Genomic DNA, 19,785 nt, shown 5'->3' with positions numbered 1-19,785 from the left:
TAATTTTGGTTTATGGATAGTATGATACTTATTCTTTTTGGCGGGGCCTTAGGGGCCGGGGCTACTTATTGGTTATATACCCTTTTCCGTAAAAAAGAAAAAAAAGACCTGACCCAGCACCAAAGTTCGGTGTTGCTCGAAAAAATGCGGGCGGTGTGCAAGCTAATTTCGGTAGAAGGGGAATTTGCCGAAATCTATACTTATGAAAACTCCAAAGAAGGTTTTATGAAACTTTGGAGCAGTAAAAAAAAGGCTTTGATTGTAATTAATGCCAAGGCACATATCGGTTATGATCTTAAGAAGATAAAAATGTTCGCCAACAGGGAAGAAAAGACCATAGTGTTATCCCATTTTCCCGAACCCCAGATACTCTCCGTAGAACCCGAATTAAAATTTTACGATGTTAAGAATGGTCTGTTTAATAGTTTTTCGCCCAGTGACTTAACCCAACTTACCCAAGAAGCCAAAGAACATATTAAGCAGAAAATACCCCAAAGCGGATTGATGGAGTCCGCCAAAAACGAGGCCATAGGGGCAGTGCACCTTATGGGGCAGATCGTGGCTACCATAGGTTGGTCTTTAGATACCTCTGCCTTAGAGATTCCCGAGACGGAGAAGAATCCTTTATTGGATAAATAAATATACAGATGAAAAAACTAATTCTACCCATACTCCTTATGAGCATTACCACAGCGGCCTTGGGCCAAGAAAAAAAAGAAGCGAATTTCAATCCTACTTTTGTACATACCGTGTTTTTTTGGTTGAAACAACCCGATAATACACAAGACCGTGAAAAATTCGAACGTGAATTAAGTACGTTCCTTAAGAATTCTAAATATGCCCAAACGAATTTTATAGGTGTGCCGCCTAAAGCTTCACGAGAGGTGGTAGACGATAGTTTTTCCTATAAATTGGTGGTTACCTTTGCCTCTGCCCAAGATCAGGCAAGCTACCAAGTAGAACCGGCCCATGAGGCATTTGTAGAGAACTGTAAAGACCTTTGGGAAAAAGTCATCGTGTACGATGCCGAGGGCAAAGTGTACTAATTGAGAACCTTATAAACCAAAGTATGAATGTTGAGTTGTTTCGCGAAATTTGTTTGTCGAAAAAGGGGGTAACGGAGACTTTTCCTTTCGACGAACACACCTTGGTGTTCAAGGTAATGGGTAAAATGTTCGCCTTGGTAGCCTTGGAGCGCTTTCCGCCCCAAGTAAATCTAAAGTGTGATCCTGAACGTTCTGAAATGCTTCGTGAAGAATTCGATGGCGATATTATTCCGGGCTATCATATGAGTAAGAAACACTGGAACACCGTTTTTCTCGAGCGGGTACCCAAAACCCTTGTCGAAGAGCTTACCCAGCATTCCTATGACTTGGTAGTTTCGAAAATGCCCAAAAAATTACAGGCCGAATTGGCGGCGCTTTAAAACAGTCTCTAAGTTCAAACCCCTTTATGGATCCAGTATCTTTTTATCAAGCCCAACTAACGGGCCAAACCGAACAACTGCTTAAAACCAAAAAAAAGCTGACCCTTCTTGCTACGGCTAGGGGCTTGTCTTTTCTTTTGGCAGCCTATATGGTTTATCTAGGTGTTCAAGGGTCGGGGTATTGGTTCTTTGGCGCTGTACTTGTCTTTGCGGGCTTCTTGGTTTTGATATCCAAACATACCGATGTACGCTACCATCGTGACTATTTAAAGGCTTTAATTACTATTAATAAGACCGAAATCGAAGTGTTATGCGGGGCATGGAATCATTTACCAAATGGGAATGAATACCATGAGCCCGATCATGTTTATGCTCAAGATATTGACCTCTTTGGCGATAATTCCCTTTTTCAATATGTAAACCGAACCACGTTGTCGGATGGGAAGCATGTTTTGGCCCAGTGGTTTAAAGCGAATGAAACCTCAGCTATTACCGAAAGGCAGCAGGCCATTGCTGAATTGGCAGATTTAGCTACATGGCGGCAAGAGTACATCGCATCCGGTCGGTTGATAAAAACCGAGGTTGATACAAAGACAACGCTGGGTTGGTTGGCCAATTACACCCCGTTTCTACCTGGGTTAATGAAATGGTTTCCAAAAGCATTCTCCCTGGGCTCCGTGGTAATGCTCAGCACTTATTTTATGGGATGGGTGCCAGGGGGAATACTAACATTTTGGTTCTTTATAGGCTTGGGCATTACAGGAATCTATGTGAAACGTGTGAGTAGGCTATCTGCCCATACCGGAAAAATCGCCCAGGTTTTTCAGCAATACCATAGATTGATGGCCTTGGTAGAAAGGCAAGGTTTTGAAAGCACTCTATTACAAAAAACCAAAGCGCGATTGGAAGGAGAAGCGGGTACGACCACCAAAGCCTTAAAGCAATTCGGTCGTTATTTATCGGCATTAGATCAACGTAACAATGTAATAATCGGATTGTTTACCAATGGTTTTTTCCTTAAGGATTTATGGGAGGTAGGGCGTATTGAATCTTGGATCGCCCAAAATGGAAAACATGTAAAAGATTGGTTCGTGGTTTTGGCCCATTTTGATGCCTACAATAGCTTGGCGAATTATGCCTTTAACCATCCGGACCATACCTATCCTGAGATACGGAAAGATGGCCCGGTATTAGAGGCCGTGGCTGCGGTACATCCGCTATTGGGGCCAGATGCTGTAACCAATGGTTTTACCATGCAAGCCAATCGCTTTTTTGTAGTTACCGGGGCCAATATGGCAGGCAAGAGTACGTATCTACGTACCGTATCCCTTTTGATCGTTATGGGGAATATGGGCTTGCCTGTACGTGCGAAGCGGTTCATGTACAGTCCTATTAAGCTAATAACCAGTATGCGTACCTCTGACTCCTTGGCCGATTCGGAATCTTATTTCTTTTCAGAACTAAAGCGTTTAAAGTTTATCGTAGATGCGTTGGAAACCGAAAGCTATTTTGTAATCCTAGACGAAATCTTAAAAGGCACGAATAGCACCGATAAGGCCATTGGATCCAAAAAATTCGTAGAGCGTTTGGTCAAGGCAGGGGCCACCGGAATAGTAGCCACCCATGATCTATCCTTGTGCGACATTGCAAACGAATACGCCGAGGTGGAGAACCACTTTTTCGACGCCCAGATCGTAAATGGGGAACTGTATTTCGACTATATTATGAAATCAGGGATTTGCCAAAACATGAACGCTTCATTCTTACTTAACAAGATGGGGATTGTAGATTGATCTAAACCCTGAGGCACCTTATTACATTGTGGTTTAAATCATTTTTATAGATTTTTTTTAAAATGCTTTGAGGGTAATGCCATCAGAGTGAACAACATAATGGGGCTGCCTTTTTTTGCATGGTTTTTAGCACGGATTCGGGCATAATACGAAGCGGGAATCCACGTTTTTTAACAAATTACCAAAGTATTCCCTACATGAAGAAAATCTTACCCCTATTTGTGTTGATCGTGGCATTTAGTTGTTCAACCACCGATGATGGCGCACCGTCCGAACCTCCTGAAATAACCATTGGAGAGATTACCGAAGCCTATGATGAAGCTACCATAAGTTGGACGGCTACCTCGACCAATTCCGGAAATTTGAAATATGGTATCCGTTTAGACGGGAATTATATAGCTTCCGATATTAGCGAAACCTCGTATACCCTAACAGGCTTGGTACCCGAAACCCAATATAAGGTAGAAGTGACCGTGACCGATGGGGAGGGTTTAAGTGCGAAGGCCAGTGAGAGTTTTACGACTTTGACACCTTCCGGACTTACAGTACCCGAAATAACCGTTAGTGAAGTAACCAATTCTGGGGCCACCGTTACTTGGTCCGCTTCAACAACTACAGATGGCTCTGAAGTTAGTTATAGTATTTATTTGAACAACGAATTAGTACAGGCGAACATTACCGGAACCGAATATGTATTTGATGCCTTAGATTCTTTTTCGAATTTTGTGGTAAAAGTGTTGGCCCGCAGCGAATACGATGTCACCACCGAACAATATGCTAATTTTAGCACTTTAGGAACACCGCCTTCCTCCTTTACTTTAGAGGTTAAAAAAGATCCGGGCTACGATATTCACAATCTATATGATCCCTATTTGTTACGAGTAGCCTGGGATACCCCTGAGGCCCCAGATGGAGCCAGCTTTAGCTATACCATAAAGTTAAACGATGAGATCGTTCAGCAATATTTGACGGATACCGCAACTTCTTATGTCTTTAATGATTTGGTGGAGGGTGAAACTTATACCATAACCGTTATTGCCGACAGTATTAATGGTACTGAAAGCGAAAGTTCGGTGACTTTTACAACCTATGTGTATCCTGAATTCCCCGAGTTTGAGGTGCGTTTGGCCGACAGGGAACATAACAGTCTTAAAATCGATTGGGATCAAGAAAGTATTGAGGGCGGAACCGATACGGTCTATTCGGTTTGGTTAGATGGTGAACGTATTACGCCTAGTTATAGCTTTAACTACCCCATTTATCCGATAAAGGATTTGGAGCCGGACACCGAATATACGGTTACGATCAAAGCCGTGACCAATGTAGGCTTTAAAGGTGAAATTTGGGGTGAATCGGAATTAGTTGTCCGTACCTTACCCGAATATCCTGCTCATCCGACCCTAGAGATTACTTCGGCCACCTTATACGAGCAATCAAGTAGTAGTTTGGCCCGTCAGTTTTTAATTAAGTTCAACGGCGATTTAGGAAGTGCCCAGGTTACGACCATTAAAATTGAGAGTGAGGTATTGCAGAATTTCTTCCAGAATCCGTCTACCGTACTTACGGGTCAATTAGATCAAGCTACCTACGATGCCATTCGTTATGTTGGTGAGGGTTATGTACTCTTAGAGGAAAACGGAACTACTTATAAAGTGCCCTTTGATATTTCTGTGATAATCAATTAAGTATTTATCAAATCCACAATAAAAAACCGCTAGTAATTTGCTAGCGGTTTTTTTTATGGAATAGACGGCTTTTTTTAGGTGATATCCCCTTATTTAAAAGCAGCCATGCCGGTAATATCGGCCCCGGTAATCAATAGGTGAATGTCGTGGGTACCTTCGTAGGTAATCACCGATTCTAGGTTCATCATGTGGCGCATAATACTGTATTCGCCGGTAATTCCCATGCCCCCTAAAACCTGTCGGGCTTCGCGGGCGATGTTTATGGCCATTTCCACATTATTTCTTTTAGCCATGGATATCTGTGCCGAGGTAGCCTTTCCTTCATTTTTCAGCTGCCCCAAACGTAGCGCCAACAATTGGGCTTTGGTGATTTCGGTAATCATCTCGGCCAATTTCTTTTGTTGTAATTGGGTAGCTGCGATTGGTCGACCAAACTGTACCCGCTCTTTGGCATAGCGCAAAGCGGTATCGTAACAGTCCATGGCAGCACCAATGGCACCCCAGGCAATACCATAACGGGCAGAATCTAAACAACCGAGTGGCGCACCCAAACCATTTTTGCCGGGTAATAGGTTTTCTTTAGGCACTTTTACGTTATCGAAGATCAGTTCTCCGGTTGCCGAGGCACGTAACGACCATTTGTTGTGGGTCTCAGGGGTTGAGAAACCTTCCATGCCACGCTCTACGATTAAACCATGGATCCGGCCAGCTTCGTTTTTGGCCCAAACCACGGCGATATCGGCGAAGGGCGAGTTAGAGATCCAGAGTTTGGCACCGTTCAATAGATAATGATCGCCCATATCTTTAAAGTTCGTTACCATACCGCTGGGGTTCGATCCGTGGTCTGGCTCGGTAAGCCCGAAACAACCCATCATTTCCCCAGTAGCCAATTTGGGTAGGTATTTTTGTTTTTGTTCTTCAGAACCATAGGCGAATATCGGGTACATAACCAAAGAAGATTGTACCGAGGCCGTAGAGCGCACCCCACTATCGCCACGTTCAATCTCTTGCATGATTAGTCCGTAACTGATCTGATCTAAACCTGCGCCACCATATTCTTCTGGAATATAAGGGCCAAAGGCCCCGATTTCGGCCAAACCGCTCAAGATCTGGGTGGGGAATTCGGCTTTTTGTGCAAAATCTTCAATTATCGGACTCACATCCCTTTTTACCCATTGGCGGGCGGCATCGCGTACCAATTTATGTTCTTCGGACAATAAGTCGTCCATATTGTAATAATCGGGTGCTTCGAACAAATCTGGTTTCATCTTTTCAATGTTTTTCAAGGAGTATGGGTATAATCAATGCGCTATACCGCTTCCATTCGAATTTCAAAAGGCAAAAAAATACAATCCCTCTGGGGTGGCCTTTGCCTTACGACCACTTATAAAGGGGAATCAAAGGTAGATAAAGAAATATAACAAAACAAAGAGGCAATGTTACATTTTTAAATAGAAGTCTTGGGTCAGTTGTTTGTAAGCGGTTGTGTATTGGTGTCTTTCAACTTCTATGGTCAATTCCGTAGTTTCGACATCCACGGTTTGTTTTCCAAATTCGAGAAGGCTTCTTTTTATAGGTGACTGGTCATTACCGCGTACCCTGCATATACGTGTCGGATAAAGCCCTGTTGAGGTCCCCAATTTCAACAACTGTTTTTCCTCTTTAAAAGGAGCGATCATACAAAAGCGACCCGTATCGGTTAAAAAATGGGCCGCAACGGTTAGTAGATGGGTAAAGGGCATGGAATCGTTTTGCCGGGCTTGGTCTCTTTGGGTATTGCCCGAGCTAACCGATTCACTATAAAAAGGCGGATTGCAAACGATCAGGTCATAGGGTTCGTCCATTTCTTGGGCGAACTCCAACAAGGCGGCATGGTAGCAAAACAGTCGGTCTGCCCAGGGCGAGGCCTCAAAGTTACCTACACATTGTTCGTAGGCCGCGTTGTCTAGTTCTAGGGCATCGATGGTTTCGGCATGGCTTCGTTGGGCCAACATTAAGGCGATGATACCAGTGCCTGCCCCTATATCCAAGATACTATCGGGTTCGTGGTCTATTCCTGCCCAAGCGCCTAGTAGTACCCCGTCGGTACCCACTTTCATGGCACATTGATCTTGTTCTATACTGAATTCTTTAAACCGGAAGGCCGCCATGTTTTTTGGGGCAAAGGTAGTCCAATTCGGTCTTAGTCGGTTTGGCTTTCTATGTACTTTTCGTAAGCGTCACAATATATGGCCAGCTTTAAAAACAGGGTCTGAATAAAAGTGCTGTCGTCTATGGCGCCATATTCGGCGATTAAGGCCTCATTATATTTGTTAAGTGATTTTTGGGCCAATTCAAGAAAACGAGCCTCGCTAATTTTGGTCGGGTCTTCCTCGGCTTGCATTTGCTGACAAAGATCGTTTTGTACCTGGGTCAAAACACTTCCGTTATCGGCCAAGACTTCTTCTTGCATCTTTGCATAGCGATCGCACTGGCTTTTGGTGTAACTTTCAAAGGTGTCGGAAAAGCGTTCGTCGCCATCTTCGGGGAAAGTTTCGCGAAAGGCACTGATGATGTCTTGCATTAATTCACCATGTTCATCCATTGCCTTTTCCATAGCCTGTTTTTTAATGGCTTCCAACTCGGTCTTCGATTTACCTTCCCATCCCGAACCCAAGTATTCGCAATAACTGGTTACGAATGGGGCCATTCGTTTGCTTTTGATGCGGTCACTTTCCTGCGCTTGTAACTTATCCATAAGTTCGACCACCTCGATGTATTTGGGGCAATTGGCTACCTTTTCTTCGTATAGGGCCACAAAAAAGGGGTCATTACCCACCGTTCCGAATTCTTCTTGCACCACATCCATATGTCTTTCAATAGCCTCGTTTTGAACTATGTTTACATAGTCGAGCCATTCCGACTGTGGTAGTTCGTCCAACTCAGATAGTTTTGGGCATACCTCGCCTATAATGGACTTAACCGATTTATACGCGAGTTTGTTCTGGGCATTATCCAGTTGGCCATAAAGTTCACAATGGGCATAGATATGGCCCATTACATCACTTTCAAACTTACTCTGGGCCATCATTTCCGATAGGTCTGGGTTTTCGGTCTCAAATGCTTCCCTGACCGCCTTGAACAAGGCTTCGTCTGCTACCGCTTTTCCAATGGCCCCACTGAGATGGTCACGAATCTCATGTTTGGCTTTGTTGGCATAAGAAGAATCGAGATGCCCACAAACGGCTTCGGTGAATTTTTGAAATGCTTCCTGGGTGGTTTGTGCCCAAGAAAAAGGTCCAAGGATAACAAGGGCTAGAAGGGTAAGGTATTTCTTTATCATCTGTATGCTTATGGGCGTTTTTGGGTTATATATTCGTCTGCCCACTCTTTCAAACTTGTCCTGAATTTTAGGTCCTTACCTTCTAAGGCCGGAATGGGATAGCCTTCTTGGTATTTGTGCATTACGAATTCACGTTCTTGAATAAAACACCTGCCGCCTTCGCCATAACAGTCTATGCCACCATAATCTTTAGCGTCTTTGTTGTTTACTTTCCGGTTCCAATGTACTTGCATCTCAGTATCGGTGAGCAACGAAAAATGATAACTTTGGGTCTCGCTCCATATACAAGCACCTTCAGGGCAGGTGGCGCTCCAAATAAAAACGGCATTGTTCCCAACTTGGAACGATTTTTTAACGGTTGGCAAACCATCACGGGTCGTTTCGAAAAATTTGAATTCGCCATCTTCGTTCACGATTTCAAGAATTTCGTCCCCTTTGAAATAGAAAAGACTGGTAAACCGGCCATCTTCGGTCAGTCGTATCCAAAAGCCATCCATACGATGGTAGGGCGTGTCTTCTTGGGCGTGGATCGTAAGTAATGGGGCAAGAAAAAAGCCTACCCAAATAAGGCAGGCTCGAGAAAGGGATTTCATAGTTTGAGGTTTGGCAGCCATTGAGGCTTTGGTGTTGGTGTAAGCGGATTTCAAAAGCTTGGACTAGTAGATTTAGGTAGGGTAAAAGTAGGTGTGTTCGGGTTTAAGTGCAATACTAGATTTATGGTAATTTATCCTTGAAGACCATATATAAGCAAAATAAGATTTAGGCTTGGTAAAATTCCATACGTTTGGGTTGGGGGCAATATGTACCTTTCGACTTGAATCTTAAGCTGTTTTATATGAAGTGGTTAGTGTATGTCTGCTGTTTGCTGGTTTTTATCTCTTGTGGCTCGGAGCGGGAGGCCAGGCCCATGGAAAACTCTTATGAAATGCTAAAGATGGCCTATCAAAACCCCGATTTGGTAGTGGATCTCGATGTGGGATTTAAATCGGTGCCCATGCCAATGGATTTCGACGGCGACGGTGATATGGATTTATTGGTTTCGGAGGCAGGCAGTTATGTAGAGTCTGGGGTGTATTATTTTGAGAATATTGGTAAATCCCTGTCTTCTCCATTGTTTAGGTATGCTGGAAGGGTGTCGTCGGACCGTTTTCGATTAGGGCACGATGGTAAATTTTTTGCCGTGTCGGAGGTAGCTGGTCGTACCCATGTCATTACTCCAGATGCCTCCAAGACCGAATTGATAATCTATAAAGATGTGCCCCAAAACGTATTTTGGGACCGCCAACGTATGCCCAAATATTTAAACGAGTATGTCATCGACACCCAAAAAAACAGTTGGCTACAAGTAGATTTGGATTCCGATGGCCGGCATGATTTGGTATGTGCACAGACTAAAAATGGTAAACCTCGATTGTTGTGGTTTAAAAATGAAGGTGAGTCGGTTGAAGCAAGTTATTCACAACCGTTAACACTTATAGATGATGTTTCATTCGAAATACCGGGCTATCATATCGATATTGCACTAGGCGATTTTGATGCCGATGGGGATTACGATTATGTAACAGCTACCCCTTTTGGTCAATTGGCTTATTTTGAAGGTGATGTTTTAGAAAATGGTGTGCCGCAGTTCAAAGCCCAGAAGCTCATTACCATACAGGAAACACCGCTACAGTTTTATTCATTTTATGGGGGTGCTATTAAATTGCGAACGGTCGATTTTGATCAAGACGGCCATCTCGATATCTTGGCCGGCGATGAAGAAGGCAAGGTTACTTGGGTGCGAAATACGGGAAACCTGAAGCAGGGGATGCCCCAATTCGAAGCTCCATTATTTTTACAACAACAGGCCCGTTATCTCGATTTGGGTGCCTTGGCCGCCCCAAGGGTTTTTGATTGGGATGACGACGGATTGGACGACATTATAAGTGGTAATGGAGCCGGTGATGTATTGTTTGTAAAAAACCTAGGCGGTGTTCCCCCGAAATGGGATAGACCTATATCCTTGACCACCAATGAAGGCCCTATTAGACTGGTAGCCGAAACGGCCTTGCCGGGTACCGAAGATCCGCATTGGGGTTATACCACTTTAGATGTGGGCGATTGGGATAATGACGGCCTGCCCGATGTATTGGTAAATGAGCATAATGGAAATATAGTATTCATCAAAAACAAAGGTGAGAAGGGAAATGCAAAATTGGCAGCACCCGAACCTTTACTAGTCGATTGGGAAGGCCAGCCCCAGAAACCGGCATGGATTCCAGGGGTTTCCGAAGGCAACGAATTATTGGCCCCATGGCGAACCTCTCCTTTGATCATGGACTATAACCAAGATGGGTTGCAAGATTTGGTCATGCTGGACTATGAAGGGTATTTGGCTTGTTTTCTAAGAAAAAGAGTCGATGGGAAATTGGTATTGTCGCATCCGAAGCGCAGCTTTGTTTTTCCCGATGGTAGTCCGATCCAGTTGAACCAGCGTACCGGTAAGAGTCATGGCCGATTAAAGATAGAATGGGCCGATTGGGATGGCGATGGGCTCGAAGACCTAGTATTTTCGTCTAAACCGGCGGTAGATTGGATGAGGAATATGGGGAAGCAGGGCGATAAAACCGTGTTGCAATATATGGGTAGGATAGTATCTCGAACCCTAATGGGCCATACTGACGGACCTGAAGTGACTGATTTTGATTGCAACGGGGTGCCTGAACTTTTGGTGGGTACCGAAACCGGGGTCTTGTACTATTGGAATAGGCGGAATTGGCAAACGACTACTACCATGACTACTGATGGCCCCCAGCAACCCGCAACCTATACGTATTTTAAAAGGTGATTTTATTCAATAAGCTCTAAGGCGGTACCCATTCGAACCAGTTCCCCAATACTCTGAATACCCATTTTCTGGTAAATGTTACGCCTATGGGTATTTACGGTATGGTGCGAAAGAAATAGGCGTTCACCAATTTGGTGGTTATCCAAGCCTTGGGCCAGTAGTTTAAAGATTACCTTCTCTTTTTTACCCAAAGTATCAAAGTATTGCCATACTCCCAAGTTCTCATTCAGAGAAGAAAGAATGCCTTCGACCACCCTGCCCACTTGCCCTAATTCCGGTAAAAGCGTGGCCAAGTTCAAATACGATTGGCCCTCTAGGTGTAGTTTTGTAGTATGTAAATACACCATTTGCCCATTCATGGATATTTGTTGAAAATAAGAAGTAGATCCAAGCTTGTCATTGGTCTGGTAAAAAGAGGCGGCCTTCCTTTTGGTTAGTTCCAGTAGATGTAAATTACTTATCTGGGGTAAATAGGCCATGCCTAATTCGGCCAAGGCCTCTATCTCTGGGCCCTTTAACCTAAGCTTGAGGTCCATATGGTCATAACGACCACTTTCGCTACCGTTAATATAAACTCCATATGGCAGGAATTCCAACAACTCTTTGGCTTTGGCAAGGTCTTTTTGGAAGAGTTTGCGAAGCCTAAAGGCATGGTGGCCCATATGTATGAAATGTTCTTTTTCGGTATGTATCTTCATTGGGCAACGGTAAAGGGTTATATGGGGTTGCCTTTCGTTACCAAGATACGACCATTTTTTTATTGTGGTTTATCGCTGGTCATTTTTCCGGGTTCGCGATTGCCGGTTCCTTTTTGTTCGGTTAACGCATCCCCGAGTTCTTGGCGCATTTCTTCGGCCAAAGCGGTCATTTTTGCCACGATTTCAGGTTGCTGTTCGGCGACATTGTTTTTTTCCGAAACATCGGTGTCTAAATTATAGAGTTCCACTTCTTCTATATCTACATAGTTATAACGCCCGGCTTGGCCGTCCATGCCAGCTTTGCCGCCATTTAAAGTGCGGTATTTATGCGGGAAATACATTTTCCAGTTCTTGTGGCGCAGGCCATGCAATTCGTTTACCCGATAATAAAAGAAATAGGTGTCTTGGGGCGATTCTTGGGTGCTGCCTTCGAACAGGCTTAAGGCGCTTTTACCATCTATGGTTTTCTGGGGTAGGGGAGCCCCGGTCAGTTCGGCAATGGTTGGTAAAAGATCTATGGCCATTAGAGGTTGGTCTAAGGTTTTTCCTTTTGGGAAACTTTTTGGGAATTGGGCTATAAAAGGTTCGCGTTGACCGCCTTCCCATGCGGTGCCCTTGCCCTCGCGAAGCGGATACGCGCTTCCAGCATGGTTGCCATAGGCCAGCCATGGGCCATTGTCCGAGGTGAAAATAACCAAGGTGTTGTCTTCCAAACCTTCTTCTTTAAGGGTTTGGATAAGTTGGCCCACCGACCAATCTATTTCCATAATCACATCGCCATATAAGCCCCGACCCGACTTTCCTTTGAACTTATCTGAGACGAACAAAGGCACATGGGGTTGCGGATGCGCCACGTACAGGAAAAAAGGGTTAGCCTTATTCCGTTTTATAAAATCGATCCCTTTTTCGGTAATTTGGGTGGTTAAATGGGTTTGATCGGTAAGAGTGTCTATTACCTTTTCATTCTCATAAAGGGGTAAAGGGCCAAAATCGAAAACAGGGCCTTGCTGTGGGTGTAAGGGCCACATATCGTTGGAATACGGTATACCGAAGTATTCATCGAAACCTTGTTTTGTGGGCATAAACTCGGGCTGGTCGCCCAAATGCCATTTTCCAAAGATAGCGGTGCTATAGCCAATGGACTTGAGCATTTCGGCCATGGTGGTTTCCTCTGGGTTTAAACCGATGGGGGTGTTGGGCATAAAAGCGTTATGGATACCGATCCGGTTAGGATAACATCCGGTAAGTAGTCCGGCCCTAGAGGCAGAACAAACGGCTTGGGCCGAGTAAAAATTGGTAAGGGTTAGCCCGTTAGCGGCCATACGGTCTAGATGCGGGGTGGCAATATCGTTGGCTCCAAAAACCCCCACATCGTTATAGCCTTGGTCGTCGGTAAATACTATAATTACGTTAGGCGGGCGCTCGGGGTTTAGTGCATCAGATTTCGATTGGTTTTTGCAACCTATTAGAGCGAGGGCCAAGCCTATTAACCATAAGGGAAACTTCATAATCCAAGTTTTTAATGCCTTAAGATAGTACAACCAAAATGAAGTTGGCCAACTATCCAACCAACAACTGCTTCGAAAAGACAAAGCGAGCTACAAAAGGTTTAGCGGGCTTGATGGCGTATCGATAAATGGCCTTAATCGCAATTGGGCACCATGGCATCAATCCACGCATTTATGAGGGAAACCCCTTCTTTATGTACCGACACCCGACCGATCTCGGGCATCATAATGTCGGGTTGTACCGAGGCCATACGGTAGCTCAAAATAGACCCGTCACTATTGCCCGGTGCTATATCGTATTGGTGACCACCACTACCCCTTCCGGTAGCCACGGGCGATTTACAAAGTCCGATTCGCGTGGGGTCGGTTTCTAGGTAATCTAGGAAGAGTCCAGAGGTGTTGGCCGATCCTTCGGCATTATGGCAGTGGGCACAATTGATGTCGAGATAAGATCTGGCCCTATCGTTTAAATCGGCAGCTTCATCGTCCCATTGGGCCACTTTGGTATAGGCTTTTTGAGGATTGTAGTTTGCTAAATAGCCAACCGAATCCAGTTTTTGTAACTGGTTCATGCTGCCGTCTCCAAAGGTCAGGTCACGATTCAGATGCATTACCTTGGGCCCAATGGGCATGAGCACATCTTTACGGTTATGGCAGTTCTTGCATTGGTTTTTATTGGGCACCACATAGTTAATCGATTGTTTTTCACCGTCTGGATTGGTAAAAGTAATGGGCATAACTTTACCGGTAACCTTTAATTGAGCTTCGGTTTGGGCGTTGTTCCATACATAAGGATAGGCCTGCCAACCGGCTTCTTCATGGATCAACAATCGGGTTTCCATAATGCGTTGTGCCCGAAAATCTTCTTTGGGGTAGTAGAAATTTTTGATAATGACCGAGCCTTTGGGAAAATCTAAGACCCTGTCTTCTTGTCCTATTTTGGCCTGTACCCCTTGGGGCATCCAAATAAACCGTTTTTTATGGGCATAGTCCGTAAACAATGGGGTGATCAAATCATAGGGTATTACACCAGGGTTTGGGGCCAAAGCTTTGATGTCTCCTGAGAAAAAGCCGTATTCCGAGAGGGATTTATAGGGCAGTTTTTCCGGCTGCATCATAACACTGTCCTTAAAGAAGGCTTGGGGGTCGGACTTTTGGGCAATTGGTTGTGGCGCCTCGGTTGTTTTAGGTTCTTGTTTACAGGAGGCAATAAGTAGTAGGTAAAATAAAAGTAGGGCGTAATAGCGCATAGGAAGTTATTGTAGGGCGGAAACATCGGTTTTAATGGTATGGGTACAATCGTACGGGGCCGGGTCGTCGGAAATATTTTGCAGATCATTGGCCGCATCGATCATGGCGAAACTGGCCCCATCTTGGTTTTGGATACATAGGTTCATGGGGTTTTGGGCCAAATCCGTACCTTTTTTGTCATCCAGTATTCCATCATAGACAATATCCTTGGCTTTGGCGCCGAGATAGAATACGACCAGTTTACCAAAATCTTTGGAATAATCGGGAAAGCGGTAACCATCGCTGTGGTAGCTGTTGTCGTGAATGTATACATCATAGGTGAAGGGGTCGTAATTGGCGTCGTTCCATGGCGTTTGTACCGTTTGGTAGCTACTTATGGCCGTGCCCATGGTCTTGTGTCCTACGATTTTGTTATTGTAGATCTCCACGTTTTTGGCGGCCAAAAGGATGATACCGGTCCCTGGGGGAACCGTACCCACGATATTGCCTTCGGGAGCAAAGTTTTTATAGTTGTTTTCGATGATTTCGTTGTCATAGACTTTGCAGGTATGTCCGTTTCCGGCGGGAAGACTGGGTAGGTCAAAAACCAATATGCCGCCGGTATTATGGGTCGATAGGTTTTTGTAGACTTCGGAATTGATACAGTTTTCAATCTCTATACCGGCCACATTGTTAAATACATAGTTATTACGGACCACAATGTTTCGTGATTGACCTACATAAATACCGGCATCTGAGGCACCGGAAACCTCACAGTTTTCAATAAGCACATCTTGGCAGGTAACCGGATAAATGCCATAACCCCCGTTTGTTTCGGCCGGACCCTGCGACCAGGTGGTCCGCACATTTTGTAAGGTTACACCCTTACTGTTCTGTATTTTAATGTTATCGCCGGGTGTGTCTTGAACGGTAAGGCTAGAGATCAATACACTGTCGGCAGAGATTTTAATTCCCTCGGCCCCTACGGTCAGGTTTTTGAAGGAAAGCACCGTTTTATCCATACCGGCGCCTTTTATGGTTACCCCGGGTACTTTATCTAAATACAATTGGGTACTGAATTCGTAATAGCCTTCAGGTATTTCGATGACATCGCCTTTTTTGGCCAGAATAAAACTTTCGGCAATGGCCTCTAGTTGGGCTTCCGAGGCTTGGGGTAACGCGGCCACATCTATTTTTGCATCAATGGTGGTGCTGGTATCGCGAAGTACGAAATAGGCGGCAAGGGCCAAGACCAACAATACGGCTATCAGTATTTTCTTTTTCATTTTCCAGGGCTATTTGAAGTTGTGTTTGAGCGGTTTGTTTTATAACAGGCTCAATATAAAGAATTCAAGTCGTTAAATAAGCCGATTTTAAGAAAAAACAGCGCAGTCGGTCTGTAAATAATGTTTTTTGTGTATTTATGACACAGTGTTATTGGTCGAATTTTCGAGGCCCAAAAGAATAGTAGTGGTTAACGACCGTTATGAAAACACCTAAATCTTATCAAACATTATGAAAAATCGAATTAGCTGTTTAGTATTGGTACTACTAGGCCTTTATGGCTGTAGTAAGGATGAAGAAACCGGGGATAATCAGGGCCAAGCGGTTGAAATCAAGGTCAAGGAGGAGTTCCTTACCCAAGTGACCCAAGATCCGGGCTTTATTACCGAATTGGGTGGCATGGAGGTTTCTTTTGTATTGCCCAAAGGCGAACCAAAACAATTGGCACTCTATCTACATGGCGATGGGGGAACACATCCGCATCTTGGCGCGGTCTACCGCCAGGTGGAGTATGCCCGAAACCATAATATTATACTGGTGGTGCCTACGGCCAACGCCTTCAAGACCCGCGAGAGCGGAGAAAAGATACCGAGTTGGGCCAAGGTGCAGGATACCGAAGGGCTTTCGGTAATACTGGATGCCTTTATAGAGAAATACGATTTACCGGCCGATAAATTATTGGTAGAGACGGTGTCGGGCGGCTCACACTACTACACCAATGAATTCATCCATAGGTCTGGGGATACCTATCAAGCGGCTGCCTTTGTAGTTTGTGGTGGCTATAGGGCTTCAGGTGGGTTTTTATGGGATGTGCAAGCCAACAGCGAAGCTCGAGATAAACATCACATCCATTTCGATTATGGTACAGGTGATTTCCTCTTGAAGAATATTGAAGAAAGTATTGCTTTCTACAGCGACTTGGGCTTTCGGGTAACCGTGCCCGAAAACTTAGGTGAGGAACTACATTGTGGAACCGACTATTCCCAAGGTACCATTGACTTTTGGGAAAACTATACCTTGGCTAAAGAATAAATCAAGTTTAGGCTACCAGCCTTTATTCGAGATACAGATCAACAAGGCCTTCAGGGCAATGTACCTGGAGGTTTTTTTGTTCCCGGTCTAGCTTGACCAAGATTTCGTCGGTAATGGGAATAAGCAACTGCTTTCCGTCTTTTTCTACCTCCAAAAGGGCTTGTGAAGTGGTATCGTTAACCGCGGTAACTTGGCCAATAGGGCCGTGTACCTTATCGATAACGGCAAATCCGATGATTTCGTGATAATAGAATCGGTCGCCCTCTAGTTTTGGTAAAAGGCTAAGGGGTAAAAAGAGTTCGGACCCCATAATGCGGTCTGCATCGGTCTCGGTGTTCACATCTTCGAAACGGACTCGGAGCAGGTTTGATTTGTGTAGCCGACATTGGGTAATAAAAAATGGAACCAGTTGGTTGCCAAGGGCAACAAAAACTGATTCCATATTTTCGTAAGCTTCGGGCTCATCGGTATCGAGTTTAATCAATACCTCACCCTTAAAGCTATATTTTGAAACGATTTTGCCGAGATAAAAACAATCTTCTTTTTTCACACGTTTAAAATTCGACCGTTTCTTGGTTCTTAAACATTTTCCCGAACAGGACTTTAGATTGTCTTAAAACCCCGCGATGAGGGTTGGCAAAAAGCAGCTTACTCTTCTTCTTGGGTAGCTTCCTCGCCTCCTTCGGCAGCAGCTTCTTCCCCTTCGGTAGCTTCAGCAGCAGCGGCAGCCTCAACTTCGGCAGCGGCAGCGGCACGCTTTTCGTTTACTTCTTTCTCAGCGGCAAGGGCTTTGGCTTTGGCAGCTTCGGCTTCCTTGGCCAATCCTTCTTCCTTAGAAGCAACGGACTTCTCTTTCTCGGCCAACCAAGCGTCAAAACGTTTTTGGGCTTCTTCTTCGTTAAAAGCTCCTTTACGAACTCCACCGTTCAAGTGGTGCTTCATTAAAGCGCCTTTGTAAGAAAGGATTTTTTTGGCGGTATCTGAAGGCTGGGCCCCATTTTCCAACCATTGTACGGCTTGATCTACGTTTAGGTCAATGGTAGCAGGGTTGGTATTTGGGTTGTAAGTTCCCAATTTTTCCAAAAATTTACCATCCCTTTTGGCACGGCTATCGGCAGCAACTACCCAATAGAAAGGTTTTCCTTTTTTACCGTGTCTCTGTAATCTAATTCTAACTGGCATATCACATTAATTATGTAGGGTGCCCGACCCTGGTTATTAATTCATTCCCGCGAATGCGGGAATCTCTAAGGGCTTTTCCCGAACATAATCGGGTGAAAAGCGGGTGCAAATATACGTATTCTCTTGGTTTTGGCAAGTATATACCATTTCAACATGGAAATACCACCTAAAAAACCTGCTTTTTTATAGGCTGAATCTCAAAATTGAAATGCTACTAGATTCCTGTTTTATTTTTCCCTTACGGGGGATAGCCGATTTCTGCCCGAGACTATGGTGAACATGGTGTCCGATACAATCTGGGGGTCTGGTTTCCGCAAGGTCTTTACCACTTTGAAGTCGGCAGTGGCCAGGCTATCCGTTAAGGTCAATAGCAGATACCCATGATCTCTGGAATTTACATATTTGAGGTGGGGGTTCAATGGGGCACCGGTTATCTTTTTTTCATGAGGGATAACATCAACCCCAGGCTGGCGTTCATTGGCATTGTCGGAGGTAATACTGGTGGTGCCCAATTCAATGGCGATGGCACCCGCTCCGGTTTCGGAATTATAGCCCTTGGGGTCTATAGTGCTTTCAAAAGCCCAAGCCCTGTGGGTGTCGCCAGTTAAAAAAACGACATTCTCCAATTGGTTTTCAGTAATGATATCGGCCACTTTTTGCTGTTCGGCCGGATAGCCGTCCCAGGCATCGAGATTGGTATTGAAACTATCGTAACCCCATTGTAACTTCGAGAAGGTTACCTGGTTACCGATTAGTTTCCAACGCGCCTCCGATTGGGTCAATCCGTTTTGAAGCCACTCTAGTTGCGTATCTCCCAACATTTGTCGGTCTGCGGCATTAAGACTTGGATCGGCCAAGCTATCGGCTTGTTTGGTACGGCCCTCCAATCTTTCGTCCAGCATCAGAACATCGGCCAAGGGGCCATAGGACAATTTCCTATAGTGTTCTTTTTGTTCGCGTATGGGCATCCATTCGTAATAGGCCTTTCGGGCGGCCGAACGTCTATCGCTATATTTTCCTTCTTCGGCCTGATGGTTTTGGGCCCCATCCACATAGGCATTGTTGGTAATTTCGTGGTCGTCCCAAATGGCGATAAAGGGATGGGCGCCATGTACGCTCCTAAGGTCGGGGTCTAGACGATATTGCGAATAGCGTTCACGATAATCTTGAAGACTGACGATTTCGTGAATGGGAATATGTTTCCGACCTATGGTGGTGTCGCCGTATACCCCAACACCGTATTCATAGATATAATCCCCCAGATGGATAACGGCATCGAGTTCGGGCTCTTCGGCGATTCGGGCATAGGCATTAAAGTAACCTGCCTCGTAATTACTGCAGCTGACTACGGCAAAGCGCAGGGAATAAGGATCACCACTGGTTTTGGTGCGACCAGTATTCGAAGTGCCTTCCAAGGCATGAAAGCGATAAAAATAATGGGTGTTGGGTTCTAATCCCGTAGCTTCGACTTTTACGGTATAGTCGCGCCCGCCATCCGTATTAAAACTACCTTTTTGGATAACTTGGGTGAATGTGGCATCTAGGGCCAGCTCCCATTGTACCTCGATTTCGCTAAGCTGGGTGTCCGGACTCACCCTAGTCCATAGAATGACACTATTTGGGGTCGGGTCGCCCGAGGCTACACCATGGTAAAACGGTTTTAGTTCCGTTTGACGTAAGTGGGCGGTAGCCTCTACCAGTTTTGGAGTTTTTTCTTTTTTCGGTCCGCAAGCATACAGGCATAGAAGGGCGATTACACCACAGAAAAACGAGCGGGTCATATTTGGTTTTTGCTCAA

The 19,785-nt window shown here is 44.9% G+C and carries 18 protein-coding genes; 7 read left to right on the top strand and 11 right to left on the bottom strand.

Annotation, left to right across the window (positions count from 1 at the left end; all coding sequences use genetic code 11):
• Positions 1-12: 12 nt before the first annotated feature.
• From B7P33_RS08945 to B7P33_RS08925, 5 genes are all read left to right on the top strand, one after another.
• The gene (locus B7P33_RS08945; RefSeq protein ID WP_097441630.1) at positions 13-639 is read left to right on the top strand and encodes a DUF4230 domain-containing protein; all 627 of its coding nucleotides are present in this window, start codon (positions 13-15) and stop codon (positions 637-639) included.
• An 8-nt stretch (positions 640-647) separates the two neighbouring features.
• The gene (locus tag B7P33_RS08940; RefSeq protein ID WP_097441629.1) at positions 648-1,046 is read left to right on the top strand and encodes a Dabb family protein; all 399 of its coding nucleotides are present in this window, start codon (positions 648-650) and stop codon (positions 1,044-1,046) included.
• A gap of 23 nt (positions 1,047-1,069) precedes the next feature.
• On the top strand, positions 1,070-1,426 hold the full coding sequence (locus B7P33_RS08935; RefSeq protein ID WP_097441628.1) for an MmcQ/YjbR family DNA-binding protein: 357 nt from the start codon (positions 1,070-1,072) through the stop codon (positions 1,424-1,426).
• A 26-nt stretch (positions 1,427-1,452) separates the two neighbouring features.
• Positions 1,453-3,219: a MutS-related protein gene (locus B7P33_RS08930; RefSeq protein ID WP_097441627.1), complete on the top strand. Its 1,767-nt coding sequence runs from the start codon at positions 1,453-1,455 to the stop codon at positions 3,217-3,219.
• 197 nt (positions 3,220-3,416) lie between these two features.
• The gene (locus tag B7P33_RS08925; RefSeq protein WP_172435905.1) at positions 3,417-4,904 is read left to right on the top strand and encodes a fibronectin type III domain-containing protein; all 1,488 of its coding nucleotides are present in this window, start codon (positions 3,417-3,419) and stop codon (positions 4,902-4,904) included.
• Between the two features lie 89 nt (positions 4,905-4,993).
• Here the strand turns inward: B7P33_RS08925 and B7P33_RS08920 are convergent, their stop codons facing one another.
• The 4 genes from B7P33_RS08920 to B7P33_RS08905 all read right to left on the bottom strand — a co-directional run bounded on the left by B7P33_RS08920 (position 4,994) and on the right by B7P33_RS08905 (position 8,819).
• Positions 4,994-6,172: an acyl-CoA dehydrogenase family protein gene (locus B7P33_RS08920; protein WP_097442290.1), complete on the bottom strand. Its 1,179-nt coding sequence runs from the start codon at positions 6,170-6,172 to the stop codon at positions 4,994-4,996.
• A 171-nt stretch (positions 6,173-6,343) separates the two neighbouring features.
• Positions 6,344-7,054 carry a tRNA1(Val) (adenine(37)-N6)-methyltransferase gene (locus B7P33_RS08915; RefSeq protein ID WP_097441625.1) on the bottom strand — a complete coding sequence of 237 codons (711 nt, stop codon included), beginning with the start codon at positions 7,052-7,054 and terminating at the stop codon, positions 6,344-6,346.
• 32 nt (positions 7,055-7,086) lie between these two features.
• Positions 7,087-8,226, bottom strand: coding sequence for a hypothetical protein (locus B7P33_RS08910; RefSeq protein WP_097441624.1), 1,140 nt, complete (start codon positions 8,224-8,226; stop codon positions 7,087-7,089).
• A gap of 8 nt (positions 8,227-8,234) precedes the next feature.
• Positions 8,235-8,819 carry a hypothetical protein gene (locus tag B7P33_RS08905; protein WP_141402429.1) on the bottom strand — a complete coding sequence of 195 codons (585 nt, stop codon included), beginning with the start codon at positions 8,817-8,819 and terminating at the stop codon, positions 8,235-8,237.
• A gap of 242 nt (positions 8,820-9,061) precedes the next feature.
• On the opposite strand from B7P33_RS08905, the gene B7P33_RS08900 reads away from it, so the two are divergent.
• Positions 9,062-11,053, top strand: a complete 1,992-nt coding sequence (locus B7P33_RS08900; RefSeq protein ID WP_141402428.1) for an FG-GAP repeat domain-containing protein — start codon at positions 9,062-9,064, stop codon at positions 11,051-11,053.
• A gap of 2 nt (positions 11,054-11,055) precedes the next feature.
• Here B7P33_RS08900 and B7P33_RS08895 read toward each other — a convergent pair whose 3' ends face one another.
• From B7P33_RS08895 to B7P33_RS08880, 4 genes are all read right to left on the bottom strand, one after another.
• A complete protein-coding gene (locus B7P33_RS08895) occupies positions 11,056-11,751 on the bottom strand; it encodes a helix-turn-helix domain-containing protein (protein WP_216359374.1) in 696 nt (231 codons plus the stop codon).
• A 59-nt stretch (positions 11,752-11,810) separates the two neighbouring features.
• Positions 11,811-13,259 (bottom strand): sulfatase family protein, encoded by a 1,449-nt coding sequence (locus B7P33_RS08890; protein WP_097441621.1) that lies wholly within the window; start codon positions 13,257-13,259, stop codon positions 11,811-11,813.
• Positions 13,260-13,393: 134 nt separating this feature from the next.
• Positions 13,394-14,509: an SO2930 family diheme c-type cytochrome gene (locus B7P33_RS08885; RefSeq protein ID WP_097441620.1), complete on the bottom strand. Its 1,116-nt coding sequence runs from the start codon at positions 14,507-14,509 to the stop codon at positions 13,394-13,396.
• A gap of 6 nt (positions 14,510-14,515) precedes the next feature.
• Positions 14,516-15,775 carry a parallel beta-helix domain-containing protein gene (locus tag B7P33_RS08880; RefSeq protein ID WP_097441619.1) on the bottom strand — a complete coding sequence of 420 codons (1,260 nt, stop codon included), beginning with the start codon at positions 15,773-15,775 and terminating at the stop codon, positions 14,516-14,518.
• A gap of 229 nt (positions 15,776-16,004) precedes the next feature.
• On the opposite strand from B7P33_RS08880, the gene B7P33_RS08875 reads away from it, so the two are divergent.
• Positions 16,005-16,805: a hypothetical protein gene (locus tag B7P33_RS08875; RefSeq protein WP_097441618.1), complete on the top strand. Its 801-nt coding sequence runs from the start codon at positions 16,005-16,007 to the stop codon at positions 16,803-16,805.
• 22 nt (positions 16,806-16,827) lie between these two features.
• Here B7P33_RS08875 and rimM read toward each other — a convergent pair whose 3' ends face one another.
• From rimM to B7P33_RS08860, 3 genes are all read right to left on the bottom strand, one after another.
• Complete coding sequence (rimM, locus tag B7P33_RS08870) at positions 16,828-17,355, bottom strand: ribosome maturation factor RimM (protein ID WP_097441617.1); 528 nt, start codon at positions 17,353-17,355, stop codon at positions 16,828-16,830.
• Between the two features lie 98 nt (positions 17,356-17,453).
• Positions 17,454-17,987, bottom strand: coding sequence for a 30S ribosomal protein S16 (locus B7P33_RS08865; RefSeq protein WP_097441616.1), 534 nt, complete (start codon positions 17,985-17,987; stop codon positions 17,454-17,456).
• Between the two features lie 227 nt (positions 17,988-18,214).
• Positions 18,215-19,768, bottom strand: coding sequence for an alkaline phosphatase D family protein (locus B7P33_RS08860; protein ID WP_097441615.1), 1,554 nt, complete (start codon positions 19,766-19,768; stop codon positions 18,215-18,217).
• Positions 19,769-19,785: the final 17 nt, after the last annotated feature.

Source organism: Sediminicola luteus (assembly GCF_002514735.1).
Taxonomy (GTDB): domain Bacteria; phylum Bacteroidota; class Bacteroidia; order Flavobacteriales; family Flavobacteriaceae; genus HQA918.
This window is presented reverse-complemented; position numbering and strand designations above follow the sequence as displayed.

What these genes read in the sequence shown, in the direction of transcription:
- B7P33_RS08930 (WP_097441627.1), top strand. Translation starts at nt 1,453, where the DNA reads ATGGATCCAGTATCTTTTTATCAAGCCCAACTAACGGGCCAAACCGAA.
- B7P33_RS08880 (WP_097441619.1), bottom strand. Translation starts at nt 15,775, where the DNA reads ATGAAAAAGAAAATACTGATAGCCGTATTGTTGGTCTTGGCCCTTGCC.
- B7P33_RS08875 (WP_097441618.1), top strand. Translation starts at nt 16,005, where the DNA reads ATGAAAAATCGAATTAGCTGTTTAGTATTGGTACTACTAGGCCTTTAT.
- B7P33_RS08900 (WP_141402428.1), top strand. Translation starts at nt 9,062, where the DNA reads ATGAAGTGGTTAGTGTATGTCTGCTGTTTGCTGGTTTTTATCTCTTGT.
- B7P33_RS08925 (WP_172435905.1), top strand. Translation starts at nt 3,417, where the DNA reads ATGAAGAAAATCTTACCCCTATTTGTGTTGATCGTGGCATTTAGTTGT.
- B7P33_RS08905 (WP_141402429.1), bottom strand. Translation starts at nt 8,819, where the DNA reads ATGAAATCCCTTTCTCGAGCCTGCCTTATTTGGGTAGGCTTTTTTCTT.
- B7P33_RS08945 (WP_097441630.1), top strand. Translation starts at nt 13, where the DNA reads ATGGATAGTATGATACTTATTCTTTTTGGCGGGGCCTTAGGGGCCGGG.
- B7P33_RS08915 (WP_097441625.1), bottom strand. Translation starts at nt 7,054, where the DNA reads ATGGCGGCCTTCCGGTTTAAAGAATTCAGTATAGAACAAGATCAATGT.
- B7P33_RS08885 (WP_097441620.1), bottom strand. Translation starts at nt 14,509, where the DNA reads ATGCGCTATTACGCCCTACTTTTATTTTACCTACTACTTATTGCCTCC.
- B7P33_RS08860 (WP_097441615.1), bottom strand. Translation starts at nt 19,768, where the DNA reads ATGACCCGCTCGTTTTTCTGTGGTGTAATCGCCCTTCTATGCCTGTAT.
- B7P33_RS08895 (WP_216359374.1), bottom strand. Translation starts at nt 11,751, where the DNA reads ATGAAGATACATACCGAAAAAGAACATTTCATACATATGGGCCACCAT.
- B7P33_RS08910 (WP_097441624.1), bottom strand. Translation starts at nt 8,226, where the DNA reads ATGATAAAGAAATACCTTACCCTTCTAGCCCTTGTTATCCTTGGACCT.
- B7P33_RS08935 (WP_097441628.1), top strand. Translation starts at nt 1,070, where the DNA reads ATGAATGTTGAGTTGTTTCGCGAAATTTGTTTGTCGAAAAAGGGGGTA.
- B7P33_RS08940 (WP_097441629.1), top strand. Translation starts at nt 648, where the DNA reads ATGAAAAAACTAATTCTACCCATACTCCTTATGAGCATTACCACAGCG.
- B7P33_RS08890 (WP_097441621.1), bottom strand. Translation starts at nt 13,259, where the DNA reads ATGAAGTTTCCCTTATGGTTAATAGGCTTGGCCCTCGCTCTAATAGGT.
- B7P33_RS08865 (WP_097441616.1), bottom strand. Translation starts at nt 17,987, where the DNA reads ATGCCAGTTAGAATTAGATTACAGAGACACGGTAAAAAAGGAAAACCT.
- B7P33_RS08920 (WP_097442290.1), bottom strand. Translation starts at nt 6,172, where the DNA reads ATGAAACCAGATTTGTTCGAAGCACCCGATTATTACAATATGGACGAC.